The organism is Bradyrhizobium sp. 187 (assembly GCF_023101005.1).
GTDB classification, from domain to species: Bacteria; Pseudomonadota; Alphaproteobacteria; order Rhizobiales; family Xanthobacteraceae; genus Bradyrhizobium; species Bradyrhizobium canariense_D.
The window spans coordinates 6,603,336-6,618,918 of the sequence record NZ_CP064693.1; the positions used below are offsets into that span (position 1 = coordinate 6,603,336).

Consider the following 15,583-nt stretch of genomic DNA (forward strand, 5'->3'; position numbering starts at 1 on the left):
CGAGAAGTGATCTGATATGGCCGCCGCCCTGCAAAACGCCAATTCCAACGACATCACCAGCGTGATCTCCACGCTCGGTCAGCGTGCCGGCAGCCGCGGAGGCGCGAAGACCGAAGCGGTGGCGGGGCCGAAGCGCGCCGCGATCCTGATGCTGGCGCTCGGCGAGCAATATGGCGGCAAGATCTGGTCGCTGCTCGACGACGACGAGGTGCGCCAGCTCTCCCTGGAAATGTCGACGCTCGGCACTGTCGAGGTCGACACCGTGGAGGACATGCTGCTCGAATTCGTCTCGCGGATGTCGGCCTCCGGCGCGCTGATGGGCAATTTCGACGCCACCGAACGGCTGCTCCAGCAATACCTGGCCCCCGAGCGCGTCAACGGCATCATGGACGAAATCCGCGGCCCCGCCGGCCGCAACATGTGGGAGAAGCTCTCCAACGTGCAGGAAGAGGTGCTCGCCAACTATCTCAAGAACGAATATCCGCAGACCATCGCGGTCGTGCTGTCGAAGCTGAAGCCGGAACACGCCGCGCGCGTGCTCGGCATCTTCCCGGAGGATCTGGCGCTCGACGTCGTCAACCGCATGCTGAAGATGGAGGCGGTGCAGAAGGAGGTGATCGAGAGCGTGGAGAAGACGCTGCGCACTGAATTCATGTCCAATTTGTCACAGACCCGCCGACGCGACGCCCACGAGGTGATGGCGGAAATCTTCAACAATTTCGACCGCCAGACCGAAACCCGTTTCATCACCTCGCTGGAAGAGGACAACCGCGAATCGGCTGAGCGCATCAAGGCGCTGATGTTCACCTTCGACGACCTCGTGAAGCTCGATTCCGGCTCCGCCCAGACCCTGATGCGCAACGTCGACAAGGACAAGCTCGGCGTCGCGCTCAAGAGCGCCAACGAGGACGTCCGCAACTTCTTCTTCGGCAACATGTCCTCGCGTGCGGCAAAAATGCTCCAGGACGACATGGCGGCGATGGGCCCGGTCCGCCTGCGCGACGTCGACGAGGCCCAGGCGCTGCTGGTCAACCTCGCCAAGGATCTCGCCGCCAAGGGCGAGATCATGCTGACCAAGAACCGCGCCGACGACGAGCTGGTGTATTGATGGCCGCCCCGGCAAAATTCCTGTTCGACAACGACTTTGCCGCGCCCGACCGGACGCGCGAGAAGGCCGCAACCGCGGCCGAGATCGCCCAGAAGGTCGCGGAAGCCGAGGCGCGCGCCTATCAGGACGGCTTCGCCGCCGGCCAGCGCGAGGCCAAGGCCGAGAGTGACCGCCGTGTCGCGCTCGCCATGGAAGAGATCAACATCGCCATCCGCGGCATCGCCTCGGGCATCGGCAACATCGAGTCCAAGATGGAGACAGAGGCGGTCGACGTCGCGGTCGCGGTCGCGCGCAAGCTGTGCGCCGATCTGGTCGCCGCCGAGCCGCTCGGCGAGATCATCGCGCTGGTCAAGGACTGCTTCTCGCATCTGGTCGCGACGCCGCATCTCGTCGTCCGCATCAACGACGCGCTCTACGATTCCGCGCGCGAGAACATCGAGCGGCTGGCCAGGCAGAACGGCTTCGAAGGCCGACTGGTGATTCTGGCAGAGCCCGAGATTGCCACCGGCGACTGCCGGATCGAATGGGCCGATGGTGGCGTCGTGCTGGAGCGCGCCGCCATCGCGGCCAAGATCGACGAAATGGTGGGACGCTATGTAGCGTCCCGCAAGGGGAGCTAAACCATGAGCGACACTGACGGACAGGTCCCGCTGCCCGATCTCAACGGCCCGATGCCGCCTGCCGGCACCGACGTCGGCTACAACGAGGACGAATATGCGACGCGCGCCGCCGCCGATCTCGAGGCCGTATTCGACGTGCCGGTGCAGGTTTCGGCTGTGCTCGGCCGCTCGAAGATGGACGTCAGCGAGCTGTTGAAGCTCGGACCCGGGACCGTGCTCGAGCTCGACCGGCGCGTCGGCGAGGCCATCGACATCTACGTCAACAACAAGCTGGTCGCCCGCGGCGAAGTCGTCCTGGTCGAGGACAAGCTCGGCGTGACCATGACCGAAATCATCAAGACTGAACGCGCCTAGAGCGATGACGCGCGGCAGCGCGACCAGACGGACAGGAGACTGACATGCGGCTTCTCATCGTTGGCACATTGAAGGGCCAGCTCACCACCGCCACCAAGATCGCGATGGATAACGGCGCCACCGTGACCCACGCCGAGGATCACGATCAGGCGATGCGCGTGCTGCGGGGCGGCAAGGGCGCCGACCTCCTGCTGGTCGACGTCGCCCTCGACATCCGCGATCTCGTGATGCGGCTCGAGGCCGAGCACATCCACGCTCCGATCGTCGCCTGCGGCATCACCAACGACGCCCGGGCCGCGGTCGCCGCGATCCGTGCCGGCGCCAAGGAATACATCCCGCTGCCGCCGGACCCCGAACTGATCGCGGCGGTGCTGGCCGCGGTCGCCAACGATTCCCGCGAGTTGGTCTATCGCGACGAGGCGATGGCCAAGGTGATCAAGCTCGCGCAGCAGATCGCGGGCTCGGACGCATCTGTGATGATCACCGGCGAATCCGGGACAGGCAAGGAAGTGCTGGCGCGCTACGTCCACACCCGCTCGGCCCGCGCCAAGCGCCCGTTCATCTCGATCAACTGCGCCGCGATCCCCGAGCATCTGCTGGAGTCCGAGCTGTTCGGCCACGAGAAGGGCGCCTTCACCGGCGCGATCGCCCGCCGCATCGGCAAGTTCGAGGAGGCAACCGGCGGCACGCTGCTGCTCGACGAAATCTCGGAGATGGACGTCCGCCTGCAATCGAAACTGCTCCGCGCCATCCAGGAGCGCGTGATCGACCGTGTCGGCGGCACCAAGCCCGTCCCCGTGGACATCCGCATCATCGCGACCTCGAACCGCAACCTGGTGGACGCGGTGCGCGAAGGCACGTTCCGCGAGGACCTCTTGTTCCGGCTCAACGTCGTGAATCTGAAGATTCCTCCCCTGCGTGAGCGTCCCGCCGACATTCTCGAACTCGCCCAGCACTTCGTGAAGAAATACGCCGAAGCCAACGGCGTGCCGGTGCGCCCGATCTCGGCGGAAGCGCGACGCGTGCTTTCCACCAACCGCTGGCAGGGCAACGTCCGCGAACTCGAAAACACCATGCACCGGTCAGTCCTGATGGCGCAGGGCGACGAGATCGGCGCCGATGCGATCCTCACGCCCGACGGCGACCGCCTCGACCTCGCCAAGACCGTGCCGGCCGTGGCGCACGCCACCATGGCCGCCGAGCAGGTGACGCGGGCACTGGTCGGCCGCACCGTCGCCGATGTCGAGCGCGACCTGATCCTGGAAACGCTGAAGCACTGCCTCGGCAACCGGACCCATGCCGCCAACATCCTGGGCATCTCGATCCGCACGCTGCGCAACAAGCTCAACGAATATTCCGACGGCGGCATTCCGATCACCCCCGCCGGCACGCCGGGTGAATATCCGCGCATGCCGATGGTGGGGGCGTAAGATCCACGCCGATTGAGAGAATGCGAATGCCCGGGCCTAGTCCCGGGCATTTTTGTTTGAGATAGAACGTCACCGCGCGCCACGCCCCAGTGTCGTCCCGGCGAAAGTGGAGAGATATCCCGCCTTAAACCGCGACATGGCCGCACCGCATCCGGCGACTAGGTCAAGCCCCCGCAAGGCCCTATAAACCCGCGTGAGAACCACGCGAGGATAAACATGTCTGAAGCTCAAATCACGGACTGGCTGGCGACGCAGCGGCAAGCGATGATCGACCTGCTACGCGATGTCGTGAACATCGATTCCGGATCCTATGACAAGGAAGGCGTCGATGCGGTCGGGGCGCGGTTCGAGCGGCATTTCGCCGAGCACGGCATTCCGTTCCGGCGCGAAAGCCACGGTACTTTCGGCGATGCGATCCACGCCGAAGTGGCAAAGCCCGGCAGCAACGAGAAGCCGGTGCTGTTGATGGGACATCGCGACACCGTGTTCGGCAAGGGCGAGGCCGCCCGGCGCCCGTTCACGATTCAAGACAAGCGCGCCTATGGTCCGGGTGTCGCCGACATGAAGTCCGGCGTCGTCATGAACATCTTCGTGGTAACCGCCTTCCACAAATTCGGCGGCAACCCGCACCCGATCAAGCTGCTGATCACCTCGGACGAGGAGATCGGCTCGCCCTCCTCACGGCCGGTGATCGAACGCGAAGGACGCGCCGCGCGCGCCGTGTTCAATTCCGAGCCGGGCCGCCCGACCGGCAATATCGTCACGGGGCGCAAGGGCGGCATCTTCATGCATGTCGCTATCACCGGCAAAGCCGCGCATTCCGGCGCCAATTTCGTCGCCGGCGTCAGCGCGATCGGCGAGCTCGCGCACAAGATCGTCCATATCCACGCGCTGACTGATCTCGACAAGGGCATCACGCTCAATGTCGGCCTCGTCTCGGGCGGGCAGTCCGTCAACACGACGGCGCCTTACGCCGAAGGACAGATCGACCTGCGCTACGTCGATCCGGCGGACCGCGCGAGGGTGATGGCTGCGATCGAGACCATCATCGCGACGTCCTACGTTCCTGGCACCAGCGCGACGCTGACGGTCAAAGGCGAGTTCGTGCCGGTGGTACAGAGCGCCGATTCAAGGGCGCTGTTCGAGAACTATCAGGCCGCCGCAAGGCAGGCCGGCCTCACCACGCTCCAGGGCGAGTTCTCCGGCGGCTGCGCCGATTCCGGCTTCACCGCCGCGGTCGGGACGCCGACCATCTGCGGGCTCGGCCCCGTCGGCGGGCTCGCGCACACGCCGGAGGAATATCTCGAGCTCGACAGCATCGTGCCGCGCGCACAGGCGCTGGCCCTGGCGATCTTGCGGGGATAGTCGCCCGCACTCCGCCGTCATACCCGGGCTTGTCCCGGCCATGACGAATTGAGAGAGCCGTCACGAATAGCTCGGCGCATCTGGCCTGCGGAAGATCTGGATGGGGTCGCCCGGCACGATCGGATGGCCGCTGAACATCGCATAGGCGTAGAGCGCGAGGTAGGCGATCGCGAGCGCGCCGACTGCGTAGAAGGCCCAGGTCGCGAGGCGTTTCAACATTGCGCTCCATTGCTGTCCCGGCGGGAGGCTCAGGCAGCGCTTCTAGAGCGATGACGGGGAAAACGCCAGCCTGCACGGCCGGTGGTCGGCGGCGATCAAATGCCGCGCCGGACCTGGGTGGGAACGCTGACGTCCGCAAGCCTGAGTGCGTCTTCGTCCTGATCCACCGCCACGTACTGGCCGTGCCAATAGGCCAGCGCAGCGTTGCGGGTCGAATTCCTGACGTCTCGCACCCGCCCGATGACGATCCCGTGCGAATGGCGTTCGAGGATCTCCTCGACTTCGCAATCGACGGCGGACAATGCGCCGACCAGCAGCGGAACACCGGAGACCGCCGTCACCCATCTGGCGCCCGCGAAACGATCGGCACCCTTGAGCCCGCCCTTGCCGGCAAAGCGCTCGGCGATGTCGAGCTGATCGGCCGCGAGGATGTTCACGCCGAAGGCGCCATGGCGCCGGATCAGCGGGAAGGAGGAGGCGTCGCGGTTGATGCTGACGATCAGCGTCGGCGGATCGACCGAGAACGAGCTGACCGAGGTGACCGTCATGCCGGTGATGTCCTTGCCCCGTCCGGCGGTGATGACGCTGACGCCGCCGGTGAGATGGCGCATGGCGCCGCGGAAGTCGGCGGACGAGACGGCACTTTGGGTCATGAGATCGCGGGGCACTACATTCATGGCATCGTCCCCAAGTGGGGGTCCCTCTCTATTTAGGTACGATCGTCCGCCGACAAAAGGTGGCTCAGGATCGAGCCTTCGAGACCCGCGAGCTCGGCCGAGCCGCGTTGGCGGGGCCGGGCCGTGTTAACCACGACGTCGTGGGCGATCCGGCCTTCCTCGATCACCAGCACCCGGTCGGCCAGCGCGACCGCCTCTGCTACATCGTGGGTCACCAGGATCGCGGTAAAGCCCTGGTCGCGCCAAACGCGCTCCAGCAACCGCTGCATCGAGATGCGGGTCAACGCGTCCAGCGCGCCAAGCGGCTCGTCGAAGGCGAGCACGCGGGGGCGCGAGACCAGCGCGCGGGCAAGGGCTACGCGCTGCTTCTGGCCGCCCGACAAGACCGAGGGCCACTGGTCGCGCTTGTCGGTCAATCCGACTTCGGTCGACGCCTTATCGGCGCGTGTATGCGCATCACTGGATGAACGATCGCGGCCGAGGCCGACCTCGACATTGGACAGAACGCGGGCCCAGGGCAACAGCCGAGGCTCCTGGAACATTACGCGGATATCCTCGGGCTTCACCGCGTCGCCGAGCGAGATGCTGCCGGCGTCGAACTTCTCCAGGCCGGCGATGAGGCGAAGCAGCGTGCTCTTGCCGCAGCCGCTCTTGCCCACGATGGCGACGAACTGGCCGGCGGGGATGTGCAGGTCGATGCCGCGCAGCACCTCGTTGTCGCCGTAGGATTTGCGCAGGCCGCGGATGCTGAGCGGCAAGCCAGAGGTCTGCACCGGGCGCTCCTCGCGCACGACGCGGGCGTGAGGCGCGAAATTGGCGCGGCTGGCGAGCTCGGTTTCGGGAAGGGAGGTACGAAGGGCTGTCTGCATGTGATTCCCAGTATTTTTTCTCAACGTTTCAAATAGGCGGGGTGCCAGGAGAGCGTGAGGCGCTCCAGCACGCGGGAGGCGCTGTCGGCGAGCTTGCCGAGTAGGGCGTAGATCAGGATCGAGAGCACGACGACGTCGATCAGCATGAACTCGCGCGCCTGCATCGCCATGTAGCCAAGGCCCGAAGACGCCGCGATGGTCTCGGCGACGATCAGGGTCAGCCACATGATGCCGAGCGCGAAGCGGATGCCGACGAAGATCGAGGGCAGCGCGCCCGGGAAGATCACCCGGCGAAACAGCTCGCCGTCGGTCATGCCGTAGATCCGGCCCATCTCGATCAGCTGGGGATCGACGGTGCGGATGCCGTGCAGCGTATTGAGGTAGATCGGGAAGAAAACGCCGAGCGCCACCAGGAACAGCTTCGCGCTCTCGTCGATGCCAAACCACAAGATGACCAGCGGGATCAGCGCCAGATGCGGCACGTTGCGCACCATCTGCAGCGTCGTATCGGTGAGCTTGGCCGAGAGCTGCGACAGGCCGTTGGCAAGACCGAAGGCGAAGCCGATGCTGCCGCCGATCAGGAAGCCGATCGAGGCGCGCCAGAACGAGACCCAGATGTTGCGAACGAGCTCGCCGGAAAGCAGCAGCTTCCAGCCGGCAAGCAAGACGTCGCTCGGCGCCGGCAACACCCGCGTCGGCACGAAGCCGGTGACGCTGGCGACCTGCCAGATCGCAATGATGGCGAGCGGCACGATCCACTGGATCAGGCCGTCGACGCGCGGCAGGCGCAAACTGCGGGGAAGTGAAACGCTGTCGATCAGACTCATGACTGCGACACCTTCTGTTGCGGACGGAAGTCGCTGCCGACCGTTTCACCAAAAGGACCACCGTTGAAGTGCAGCCTGGTCACGTTGCTGGGCTGCTCCAGCGAGAGCAGCGGAAACACCAGCTCGGCGAAACGATAGGCTTCTTCCAGATGCGGGTAGCCCGACATGATGAAGGTATCGATGCCGATGTCCTGATACTCCCTAATGCGGGCCGCGACCGTCTGGGCGTCGCCGACCAGCGCCGTGCCAGCGCCGCCGCGCACGAGGCCGACACCGGCCCACAGGTTCGGCGCGATCTCGAGCTTGTCGCGCTTGCCGCCGTGAAGCTGCGCCATGCGCTGCTGGCCAACCGAATCCATCCGCGCAAAGTTCTTCTGCGCGGTCGCAATGGTTTCGTCGCTGACGTGCTTGATCAGCTCATTCGCCGCACGCCAGGCCGCGTCATTGGTCTCGCGGACAATCACGTGGAGCCGGATGCCGAAGGATAGTTTTCGACCGCGAGCTGCTGCGACCTCCCTCACCCTCGCGATCTTCTCGGCGACCAAGGCCGGCGGCTCGCCCCAGGTGAGATATTTGTCGACAGTGTCGACAGCGACGTCGATACCGGCATCCGACGAACCGCCGAAATAGAGCGGCGGACGCGGCGACTGAACCGGCGGAAACAGCAGTTTGCCGCCTTCGACATGGATGTGCTTGCCCTCGACATTGACGGTCTTGCCGGCGAGCAGCTCGCCATAGACGTTGAGGAACTCGCGGGTGACCTCGTAGCGCTCGTCATGGGCGAGGAAGATGCCGTCGCCCTTGTTCTCGACGGGATCGCCGCCGGTGACGACGTTGACCAGAAGCCGGCCATTGGTGATGCGGTCCAGCGTCGCGGTCATGCGCGCGGCCACGCTCGGTGATTGCAGGCCGGGCCTGACCGCCACGAGATAGCGCAGCCGCTCGGTGAACGGCGCGACCGAGGAGGCGACGATCCAGGAATCCTCGCAAGACCGCCCGGTCGGCAGCAGCACGCCGAAATAGCCGAGCTGGTCGGCGGCCTGCGCGATCTGGCGTAGATAGTTGAAATTGACCTCGCGGCCGCCGATGCCGGTGCCGAGATAGCGGCCGTCGCCGTGGGTCGGCAGGAACCAGAGGATGTTGGCGTTCGCTTGCTTGCTCACGTTCTCGCTCATGAACCTGGCCTCCGCGCCACGTCGGAAATCTTGATGGATTTGGGGATCAGGTTGAGCGCGAAGAACGCGTCCGCAACCTGCTGCTGATCGGCGATGACGGCATCGGTCAGCGGCTTGATGCCGTAGGATTGCCGCTTCAGCGCGACCTCGACCACCGGGACTGACAGGCCGATCGACGGCGCCAGCTGCTCGGCAACCGCGTGGATATCGCCCTTGGCCCAATCGTCGACCGCGCTGAGCTCGGCCAGCACGGCGTCGACGATTTCAGGATGGGCCCCGAGGAATTTCTTCGAGGAAAAATAGAACTGGTAGTTGGCGACGATGTCGGTGCCGTCGGCGAGCGTGCGGGCGCCGGTGGCGGCTTCCGCGGCGGCCTGGAACGGATCCCAGATCACCCAGGCATCGACCGCGCCGCGCTCGAAGGCGGCGCGCGCGTCGGCAGGCGCGAGAAACACCGGCTCGATCTCGGAATATTTAACGCCGGCCTTCTCCAGTGCCTTGACCAGGAGGTAGTGGACATTGGAGCCCTTGTTGAGCGCGACCTTCTTGCCCTTGAGATCGGCGATGGATTTCAGCGGGCTGTCCTTCGGCACCAGGATCGCCTCGCCTTTCGGCGCCGGCGGCTCGTAGGCGACATACTGGATCGGCGCGCCGGCGGCCTGCGCGAAGATCGGCGGCGCTTCGCCGGTGTTGCCGAAATCGATCGCGCCGACATTGAGCGCTTCGAGCAGCGGCGGGCCGGAGGGGAATTCGGTCCACACCACCTTGTAGCCGTCGGCGGCGAGCTTCGGCTCCAGCGTGCCCTTGCTCTTGAGCAGAACCAGCTTGCCGTATTTCTGGTAGCCGATACGGACCACCTTGTCCTGACCGTAGGAGGTGCCGACCGCGGCGGCGACGATGCCGATCGACAGCACGATGGCTGCGATCAGACGCTGGATGATACGCCTCATGTTCAAACCCTTTGGGATGGGAAGATTGGTTGGCACGATCAGGCTGCCGGGTTGCGCCAGACGATGTCGCGGATCACGATCGGCTTCGGGATCAGGCCGAGCTTGTGAAAGCGGTCGGCGACGCCCTGCTGGGTGGTGACGATGTCGTCGGTGACCGGGCCGACCACGAAATTCGCGCGATTGGCGGCGACGGTCTGGATGTCCAGTGGAACGCCGGTGACCGCGGCGAGCGATTTGGCGACCTCGTCGCGGTGCTGTTCGGCCCATTGACCAGCCGCGGTCGTCACATCGATGATCTGCTGCAGGATGGCGCCGTGATTCCTAGCGAAATCGCGGTTGGCGATGAAGAAGGAATTGGTCTTGGTGACTTCGCGCGCATTGATCAGGATGCGGCCGCCCTGCTTGGTTTCACCGATCGCAAAATACGGATCCCAGATCGCCCAGGCCTCGATGCTGCCATTGGCAAAGGCAGGCCCGGCATCCGGCGGCGTCAGATAGACCGGCGTGATATCGGCATAGGTCAGGCCGGCTTTCTCGAGCGTCTGCACCACGATGTTGTGGGCGCTGGAGCCCTTGGTGAAGCCGACGCGCTTGCCTTTCAAGTCGGCGATGCCGCGGATCGGCGAATCCTTCGGCACCAGGATGCCCTGCCCGTTGGTGATGGGCTGGCCGGCGGCATAGACGATCGCCGCGCCCGCGGCCTGGGCGAACACCGGCGGGGAGTCGCCGACCGCGCCGAAATCGATGCTACCGACATTCATTGCCTCCATCATCGGAGGCCCCGACGAGAACTCGACCCATTTCACGTCGATGCCCAGGGGCGCGAAATGCTTTTCCAGGGCGGCCTGCTGACGCGTGATAACCAGCACGCCGGTCTTCTGGTAGCCGACACGAATTTCCTTCACCGCGCCTTGTGCTTTGGCGCTTGAACCCAATGCCGCCGCTGCCGCAGTTCCAACGGATAGTTTGAGAAAGTCCCGACGTTGCATCCGACACTCCCGGCCGCGTGCGGCCGTCCTTCATTCGTGCTCGGGAATGATGGGGCGGCTTATCGGAGGTGTCGAGACGCGCGGAAAAATAGCGATGCATGCACTGCGCACGTGGCGGAGCGCATGATTAATCTTTCGATCCACGGAGCGAACGCAGGGGATATTTTTCCGCACGCGAATGTGAAAAACGCACGCAACCGAGCCAAGAAATTAAAAATCGCGAAAACAACCCGCCGGGGCGCGCGAAAACAATGACTTACGCTTATCCGAAATTGACCTTGACTCGTCGGGCAAAACAGGAGCAGGATGGCATCGTGGCGGCGTTGCGGATGGACCGGTCCCTGCCGGCCTAATGCAGCCATCTCACCGGTAGATTCTGCAGCCCGCGAAAGGCCCATCCGCCGATCCGTACCGGCTCGTCGTCGGCGATCTCGAGCCGGCCGGCACGGGCGAACAAGGTCGGCAGTGCGACGTCGGCAATCATGGCGCGGGAGGCCCAGGCGCCGGCACAGAAATGCGGACCGGCGCCGAACGCGACGCTCTTGGCCGTATCACGCCGCACGTCGAACTGGTCGGCGCGTTCAAAGTGCTTCTCGTCGCGGTTGGCGGAGCCGAACATGAGGAATACGCGTTCATCGGTTTCGAAGGCGACGTCGCGGATCGACCACGGCTTTGCGATGCGCCGCGGCGACATGCCGATCGGCGAGATCCAGCGGGCATATTCCTCGAAGGCCTGGAGCCACGTCACCTCGCCCTTGCGCACGAGATCGAGCTGGTCGGGATGGCTCAGCAGCGCCCACACCGTGCCGGCGATCGCCTTGCGCGGCTCGTTCTGGCCGCCGGAGATCGCGAGCTTGACGTTGGCGCGCACGCTCTCCATCGCCATGCCGGACGCGAGGAGCACGCCGAGGATACTCTGGTCGGGATGCTTGCGCATCACCGGCAGGATGTCGTCGATCGCGGCATCGATGCCCGACGTCGCCGCATGGCAACGCGCCTCGACGGCCGCGCCGCCGCTGTAATTGGCGATGCCCTCGATCATGCCCTGTGACCAGGCGTCCATGTCGGCAAAGCCGATATTGGTGAGGCCGGTGATCGACTTCAGGCATTCGCCTGAGAACGGCAACGCGAAGTCGCGCATGAAATCGATCCGCCCGGGCGCGATCGCGTCGATGATGCGATCGGCATGGGCCTGGAACAGCGCGGTCCAGTGCGCCTTGACCGTCTTCGGCGACACCGTTGGAAACATCGCGCGGCGCTCGACCTGGTGCGCCTCGCCGTCCTTGCGCATCATGTTGTGGCCCATCAGCCGGTTCATCAGGCCCGCGGGCTGGTGCGAGGAGAACACGTCGATCTGCTTCTCGGAGATCGAGATGTCGTCGCGGCTGGTCAGCAGCGTCGAGCCCAGCTGCGGCACGAAGGCGATCGGCGCCTCCTTGCGCATCTTGGCGAGCATCGGATAGGGATCGGCCCAGAATGCGGCCGGGTCGATGTCGATGCGCGGCGCGGTGCTCAAGCTTCGCTCCATTGCTGGTTAGCCGCCAAGGCTAGCGGCTTCACGAGGCGCCGTCTGTCCCCAGCGATTGGGACAGCTTCAGTTCAGGCTGCGCGGGCCGGCGAGCAGGCGCAGCACGATCGCAAACAGCTCGCTTTGTGACGAGATGCCGAGCCGCTCATAGGCGCGCTTGCGATAGGTTAGCGTCGAATGCAGGCTGATGCCGAGCGTCTGCGAGATCGCCTCGGAGCTGAAGCCGGAGAGGATGCGCCGGCAAACGTCCTGCTCGCGCGGGGTGAGGCTGGCGAGCGGCGCGCGCGTCGCGAAGAGCGCGGCGAGAGACTGCTCGGTCGTCGCAGCCGAGCCGTGCTGGAAATGGCGTGCCACGCTCGCACTGATGGCCGGTGCGATGGCCTGAAGCCGCGCACGCTGGGGGGCGCTGAAGCGGCCCTGGACAGCGATGCGATAGAAATTGACGTAGAAGCAGGTGTCGTCGACCCAGATCGCGGTCGCGCATTTGTCGACGATGCCGGAATCCACAAAGAACATTTTTCGGTAGCGGGCGCCGTACATGCGCGGCGCGAAGGCGGGCAGCACGAGCGTGGCGCGGCCCTCACCTTCGAACAGCGCATCGCGGTTGGGATCGGATTGGTGGAACTGGCCGGCATAGGCAGCGCCGAGATCGCCGCCGATCGGGATGTTGCCGGCATCGAGCAGGCAGTGTGCGGCGCCCGCGCGGCTCAGCGCGAACACCATGCAATGCCCGACCCCGGCCTGCCGACGCAGTGTATCGATCAGGACATCAGGAAAATCCGGACGACCGATGGCAAGCACCGCGGGTGTGACATCGCCAGCCGCCGGCTTTGCGGGCGTCCCGTGAGGGCGCATCGTTTTCTCCCCATCGCCTTTTGACGAAATTTATCAGCAATGGCCGCGCAGCGGAAGGCGGGTGTCGCCCGATACCTCCTGCCACGTCGCCGAGCCGGCGGACGAAGGGGCTCAGGAAGCACTTTTGCGCAGAATCCTGTCCATTGCTTTTCCCTTCGCCAGCTCATCGATCAGCTTGTCCAGGTAGCGGATCTCTCGCATCGTGGGTTCTTTGACGTCCTCGACCCGGACGCCGCAAACCACGCCTGTGATCAGGGTTCGCGAAGGATTGATCTTGGGGGCCTTCGCAAAGAAGGTTTCAAAGTCCGTCCCCTGCTCCAGTTGAGCTTCCAGTTCGTTCTGACCATAGCCTGTCAGCCAGGAGATGACCTGATCAACCTCCGTTTTGGTGCGCCCTTTCTTCTCCGCCTTCGCAACGTAAAACGGGTAAACGCTTGCGAAGCTGGTGGTATAGATCCTGTGTTTCGCCATGACCACTCCATGGATCACTCGCTGCGGCCGAAGGCCGATACGATATCATCGATGGAGTTGCCTGTAGAGGTTCTGACTGAGAAGCCCCGCGAAGCAATATACGGCGGCAAATGCGCTCCATCAAAGCGCCCGTGATATCGGTCACTGAGCGTTCAAGGCAGTTGCGGCACTCTGCATCGTGCCAGCGCAATCACCTTCCGGGCGGCCGCTGAGGTGACTGTCTCGACAGTGTTTTGCCGGCATCCCCTGCTAGGTTAGCAGAATTCGCACCCAGCAGGGTATGCTCGGATGTGAAGCTTACTCCAAGGCAAAGGCGCAGCTATGTTCAAGGTCGAACCCACGCTTGAAAATCTCGCATCGCATATCCGGCGGCAGGACCGGTCGCTGAAGGCTATGAGTTGGAGCGTTTTGGGGGCTACGATCCTGGCGGCTGCGGCGATCATTTCATCGCAATGGCATGCGACCGCTAATGCCGATACAGTCAAGGCCAAGACCCTGTCTGTGGAAACAATTGCCTTGCGAAATGGCACCGGCAAAATCGTCGCCTTGATCTCATCCACTTCCGACGGAACGCCGCACATCTCGCTCTTGGATAGCCGCGAGAAGGTGCGTCTCAGCATCGGGCTTCGCCAGGATGGCGTACCTTCGGTGTCGCTCCTCGATACGGAGCAGGGTCAGCGGGCAGTGCTGTCCCTGAACGATCATCAGGATGCGTCCTTGACGATGTACAATGCTGCAAAACTCCCCCGCGCGACGCTCGCTGTGGACTCCGTCAGCTCGGGTCACATGGTTCTCTTCGGGACCGGCGGGGGTCTAAACCTCTCCGCTTTGGATGGCCGCGTGCAGTGGACTCCCGTGGGCGGAGCCGTTCAGAACATCCAGACAAAAACCGAATCCAAATAAACTCAGCCGGCCGCAGCGGCGAAAGACCCTACCCCGCCGCCGCCTTCGCCGGCGGAACGTTGATCGCGAGCTTGCCATAGCGGTCGGTGAACGCCTGCGTGTCGATCTCCTCGAGCTTGATCTCGCCGCTCATGACGCCCTGCTTCCAGGCCGCCTGCGCGGGATCGTTCTGGAATTCCGGCATCACCTCGCGGCCGAACAGCTCCAGCGATTCGCAGATGTGCTCGTGGCTGTTCTTGCCCGCCTGGTTCAGCAGGATGACCTGGTCGATATGCGAGCCCTGGAAGCGCTTCAGCTTCCTGCGGATCGTCTCGGGCGAGCCGATCAGTCCGCCGCGCAGCGCAGCCTCCTGCGCCTCGGGATTGTCGCGTTTCCACTTGTTGTACTCGTCCCACATGTTGACGGTATAGGGCGCCGGACGCTGGCGATTCTGCGACGCGCCGTAGAAGCGTAGCGCGAACTGGAAGAAGGTGGCGCCGTCGGCGCGCGCACGCGCCTCCTCGTCCGTCTTTGCGCACATGAAGAACGACACCAGCGCCATGTTCGGGTTGATCTCGTAGTCGGCGAGCTTGGCGAGGCGCTTGGTCATGGCGTTGTAATAGGCGTGCACCCAGGCGTGCGCGGCGTCTGCGCTGACGAACTGGAAGCCGAGCGCGCCAAAGCCATGGCGGCCGGCGCGTTCGATGGTCGGCAGCTGCGAGCAGGCCATCCACAATGGCGGATGCGGCTTCTGCACCGGTTTTGGCACGACGTTGCGCAACGGGATGTCGAAATATTTGCCGTGGTGCTCGCTTCCTGCGTCCTTGAACATCGGGAAGATCGCGGCGACGGCCTCCTCGAACACCTCTTTCTTGGTCTCCATGTCACGGCCGAACGGCGTGAGCTCGGTGATGGAGGCGCTCTCGCCCATGCCGAATTCGCAGCGGCCGTTGGAGAGCAGATCGAGCACCGCGACGCGCTCGGCGACACGTGCGGGGTGGTTGGTCGTGAGCTGGAGGATGCCGTGGCCGAGCCGGATGTTCTTGGTGCGCTGGCTCGCGGCTGCGAGAAACGATTCCGGCGAGGGCGAATGCGAGTATTCTTCGAGGAAGTGATGCTCGACAACCCAGGCGTGGTCGTAGCCGAGGCTGTCTGCGAGTTCCATCTGCGAGAGCGCGTTCTGATAGAGGCTGAGCTCGTCGCCGGCCACCCACGGCCGTGGCAGTTGCAGCTCATAGAAGATGCCGAACTTCATGACGCCGTC

At 64.4% G+C, this 15,583-nt stretch carries 17 protein-coding genes; 6 read left to right on the forward strand and 11 right to left on the reverse strand.

The window, feature by feature from the left end; genetic code table 11:
* Window positions 1–16: 16 nt before the first annotated feature.
* The 5 genes from fliG (at window position 17) to IVB19_RS31925 (ending at window position 4,877) form a co-directional block, all read left to right on the forward strand.
* Window positions 17–1,108, forward strand: coding sequence for a flagellar motor switch protein FliG (gene fliG / locus IVB19_RS31905; RefSeq protein ID WP_018453886.1), 1,092 nt, complete (start codon window positions 17–19; stop codon window positions 1,106–1,108).
* A complete protein-coding gene (locus tag IVB19_RS31910; RefSeq protein ID WP_247820726.1) occupies window positions 1,108–1,728 on the forward strand; it encodes a FliH/SctL family protein in 621 nt (206 codons plus the stop codon). Before fliG ends, IVB19_RS31910 begins: the two co-directional genes overlap by 1 nt.
* 3 nt (window positions 1,729–1,731) lie before the next feature.
* Entirely contained in the window at window positions 1,732–2,082 is a 351-nt protein-coding gene (gene fliN / locus IVB19_RS31915; protein WP_007614079.1) for a flagellar motor switch protein FliN, read from the forward strand.
* 44 nt (window positions 2,083–2,126) lie between these two features.
* On the forward strand, window positions 2,127–3,512 hold the full coding sequence (gene flbD / locus IVB19_RS31920; RefSeq protein ID WP_247820727.1) for a sigma-54-dependent transcriptional regulator FlbD: 1,386 nt from the start codon (window positions 2,127–2,129) through the stop codon (window positions 3,510–3,512).
* A 216-nt stretch (window positions 3,513–3,728) separates the two neighbouring features.
* Window positions 3,729–4,877: a M20 family metallopeptidase gene (locus IVB19_RS31925; protein WP_247820728.1), complete on the forward strand. Its 1,149-nt coding sequence runs from the start codon at window positions 3,729–3,731 to the stop codon at window positions 4,875–4,877.
* Between the two features lie 60 nt (window positions 4,878–4,937).
* On the opposite strand, the gene IVB19_RS31930 is transcribed toward IVB19_RS31925, so the two are convergent.
* From IVB19_RS31930 to IVB19_RS31975, 10 genes are all read right to left on the reverse strand, one after another.
* Window positions 4,938–5,096, reverse strand: a complete 159-nt coding sequence (locus IVB19_RS31930) for a hypothetical protein (protein WP_247821750.1) — start codon at window positions 5,094–5,096, stop codon at window positions 4,938–4,940.
* Window positions 5,097–5,191: 95 nt separating this feature from the next.
* A complete protein-coding gene (locus IVB19_RS31935) occupies window positions 5,192–5,773 on the reverse strand; it encodes a flavin reductase family protein (protein ID WP_247820729.1) in 582 nt (193 codons plus the stop codon).
* Between the two features lie 32 nt (window positions 5,774–5,805).
* Window positions 5,806–6,642, reverse strand: a complete 837-nt coding sequence (locus tag IVB19_RS31940; RefSeq protein WP_247820730.1) for an ATP-binding cassette domain-containing protein — start codon at window positions 6,640–6,642, stop codon at window positions 5,806–5,808.
* Between the two features lie 20 nt (window positions 6,643–6,662).
* Complete coding sequence (ssuC, locus tag IVB19_RS31945; protein ID WP_247454006.1) at window positions 6,663–7,469, reverse strand: aliphatic sulfonate ABC transporter permease SsuC; 807 nt, start codon at window positions 7,467–7,469, stop codon at window positions 6,663–6,665.
* On the reverse strand, window positions 7,466–8,644 hold the full coding sequence (gene ssuD, locus IVB19_RS31950) for an FMNH2-dependent alkanesulfonate monooxygenase (protein ID WP_247820731.1): 1,179 nt from the start codon (window positions 8,642–8,644) through the stop codon (window positions 7,466–7,468). Before ssuD ends, ssuC begins: the two co-directional genes overlap by 4 nt.
* Complete coding sequence (locus IVB19_RS31955) at window positions 8,641–9,594, reverse strand: sulfonate ABC transporter substrate-binding protein (protein WP_247820732.1); 954 nt, start codon at window positions 9,592–9,594, stop codon at window positions 8,641–8,643. Before IVB19_RS31955 ends, ssuD begins: the two co-directional genes overlap by 4 nt.
* 38 nt (window positions 9,595–9,632) lie before the next feature.
* The gene (locus IVB19_RS31960; RefSeq protein ID WP_247820733.1) at window positions 9,633–10,583 is read right to left on the reverse strand and encodes a sulfonate ABC transporter substrate-binding protein; all 951 of its coding nucleotides are present in this window, start codon (window positions 10,581–10,583) and stop codon (window positions 9,633–9,635) included.
* A 349-nt stretch (window positions 10,584–10,932) separates the two neighbouring features.
* On the reverse strand, window positions 10,933–12,099 hold the full coding sequence (locus IVB19_RS31965; protein WP_247820734.1) for a cytochrome P450: 1,167 nt from the start codon (window positions 12,097–12,099) through the stop codon (window positions 10,933–10,935).
* A gap of 78 nt (window positions 12,100–12,177) precedes the next feature.
* On the reverse strand, window positions 12,178–12,966 hold the full coding sequence (locus tag IVB19_RS31970; RefSeq protein WP_247337666.1) for a helix-turn-helix transcriptional regulator: 789 nt from the start codon (window positions 12,964–12,966) through the stop codon (window positions 12,178–12,180).
* Window positions 12,967–13,077: 111 nt separating this feature from the next.
* Window positions 13,078–13,437 carry a DUF2200 domain-containing protein gene (locus tag IVB19_RS31975; protein WP_085395137.1) on the reverse strand — a complete coding sequence of 120 codons (360 nt, stop codon included), beginning with the start codon at window positions 13,435–13,437 and terminating at the stop codon, window positions 13,078–13,080.
* Between the two features lie 321 nt (window positions 13,438–13,758).
* Here IVB19_RS31975 and IVB19_RS31980 point away from each other — a divergent pair, with 321 nt between their 5' ends.
* A complete protein-coding gene (locus IVB19_RS31980) occupies window positions 13,759–14,340 on the forward strand; it encodes a hypothetical protein (protein WP_247820735.1) in 582 nt (193 codons plus the stop codon).
* 28 nt (window positions 14,341–14,368) lie between these two features.
* On the opposite strand, the gene IVB19_RS31985 is transcribed toward IVB19_RS31980, so the two are convergent.
* Window positions 14,369–15,574: an LLM class flavin-dependent oxidoreductase gene (locus tag IVB19_RS31985; protein WP_247820736.1), complete on the reverse strand. Its 1,206-nt coding sequence runs from the start codon at window positions 15,572–15,574 to the stop codon at window positions 14,369–14,371.
* Window positions 15,575–15,583 lie beyond the last annotated feature (9 nt).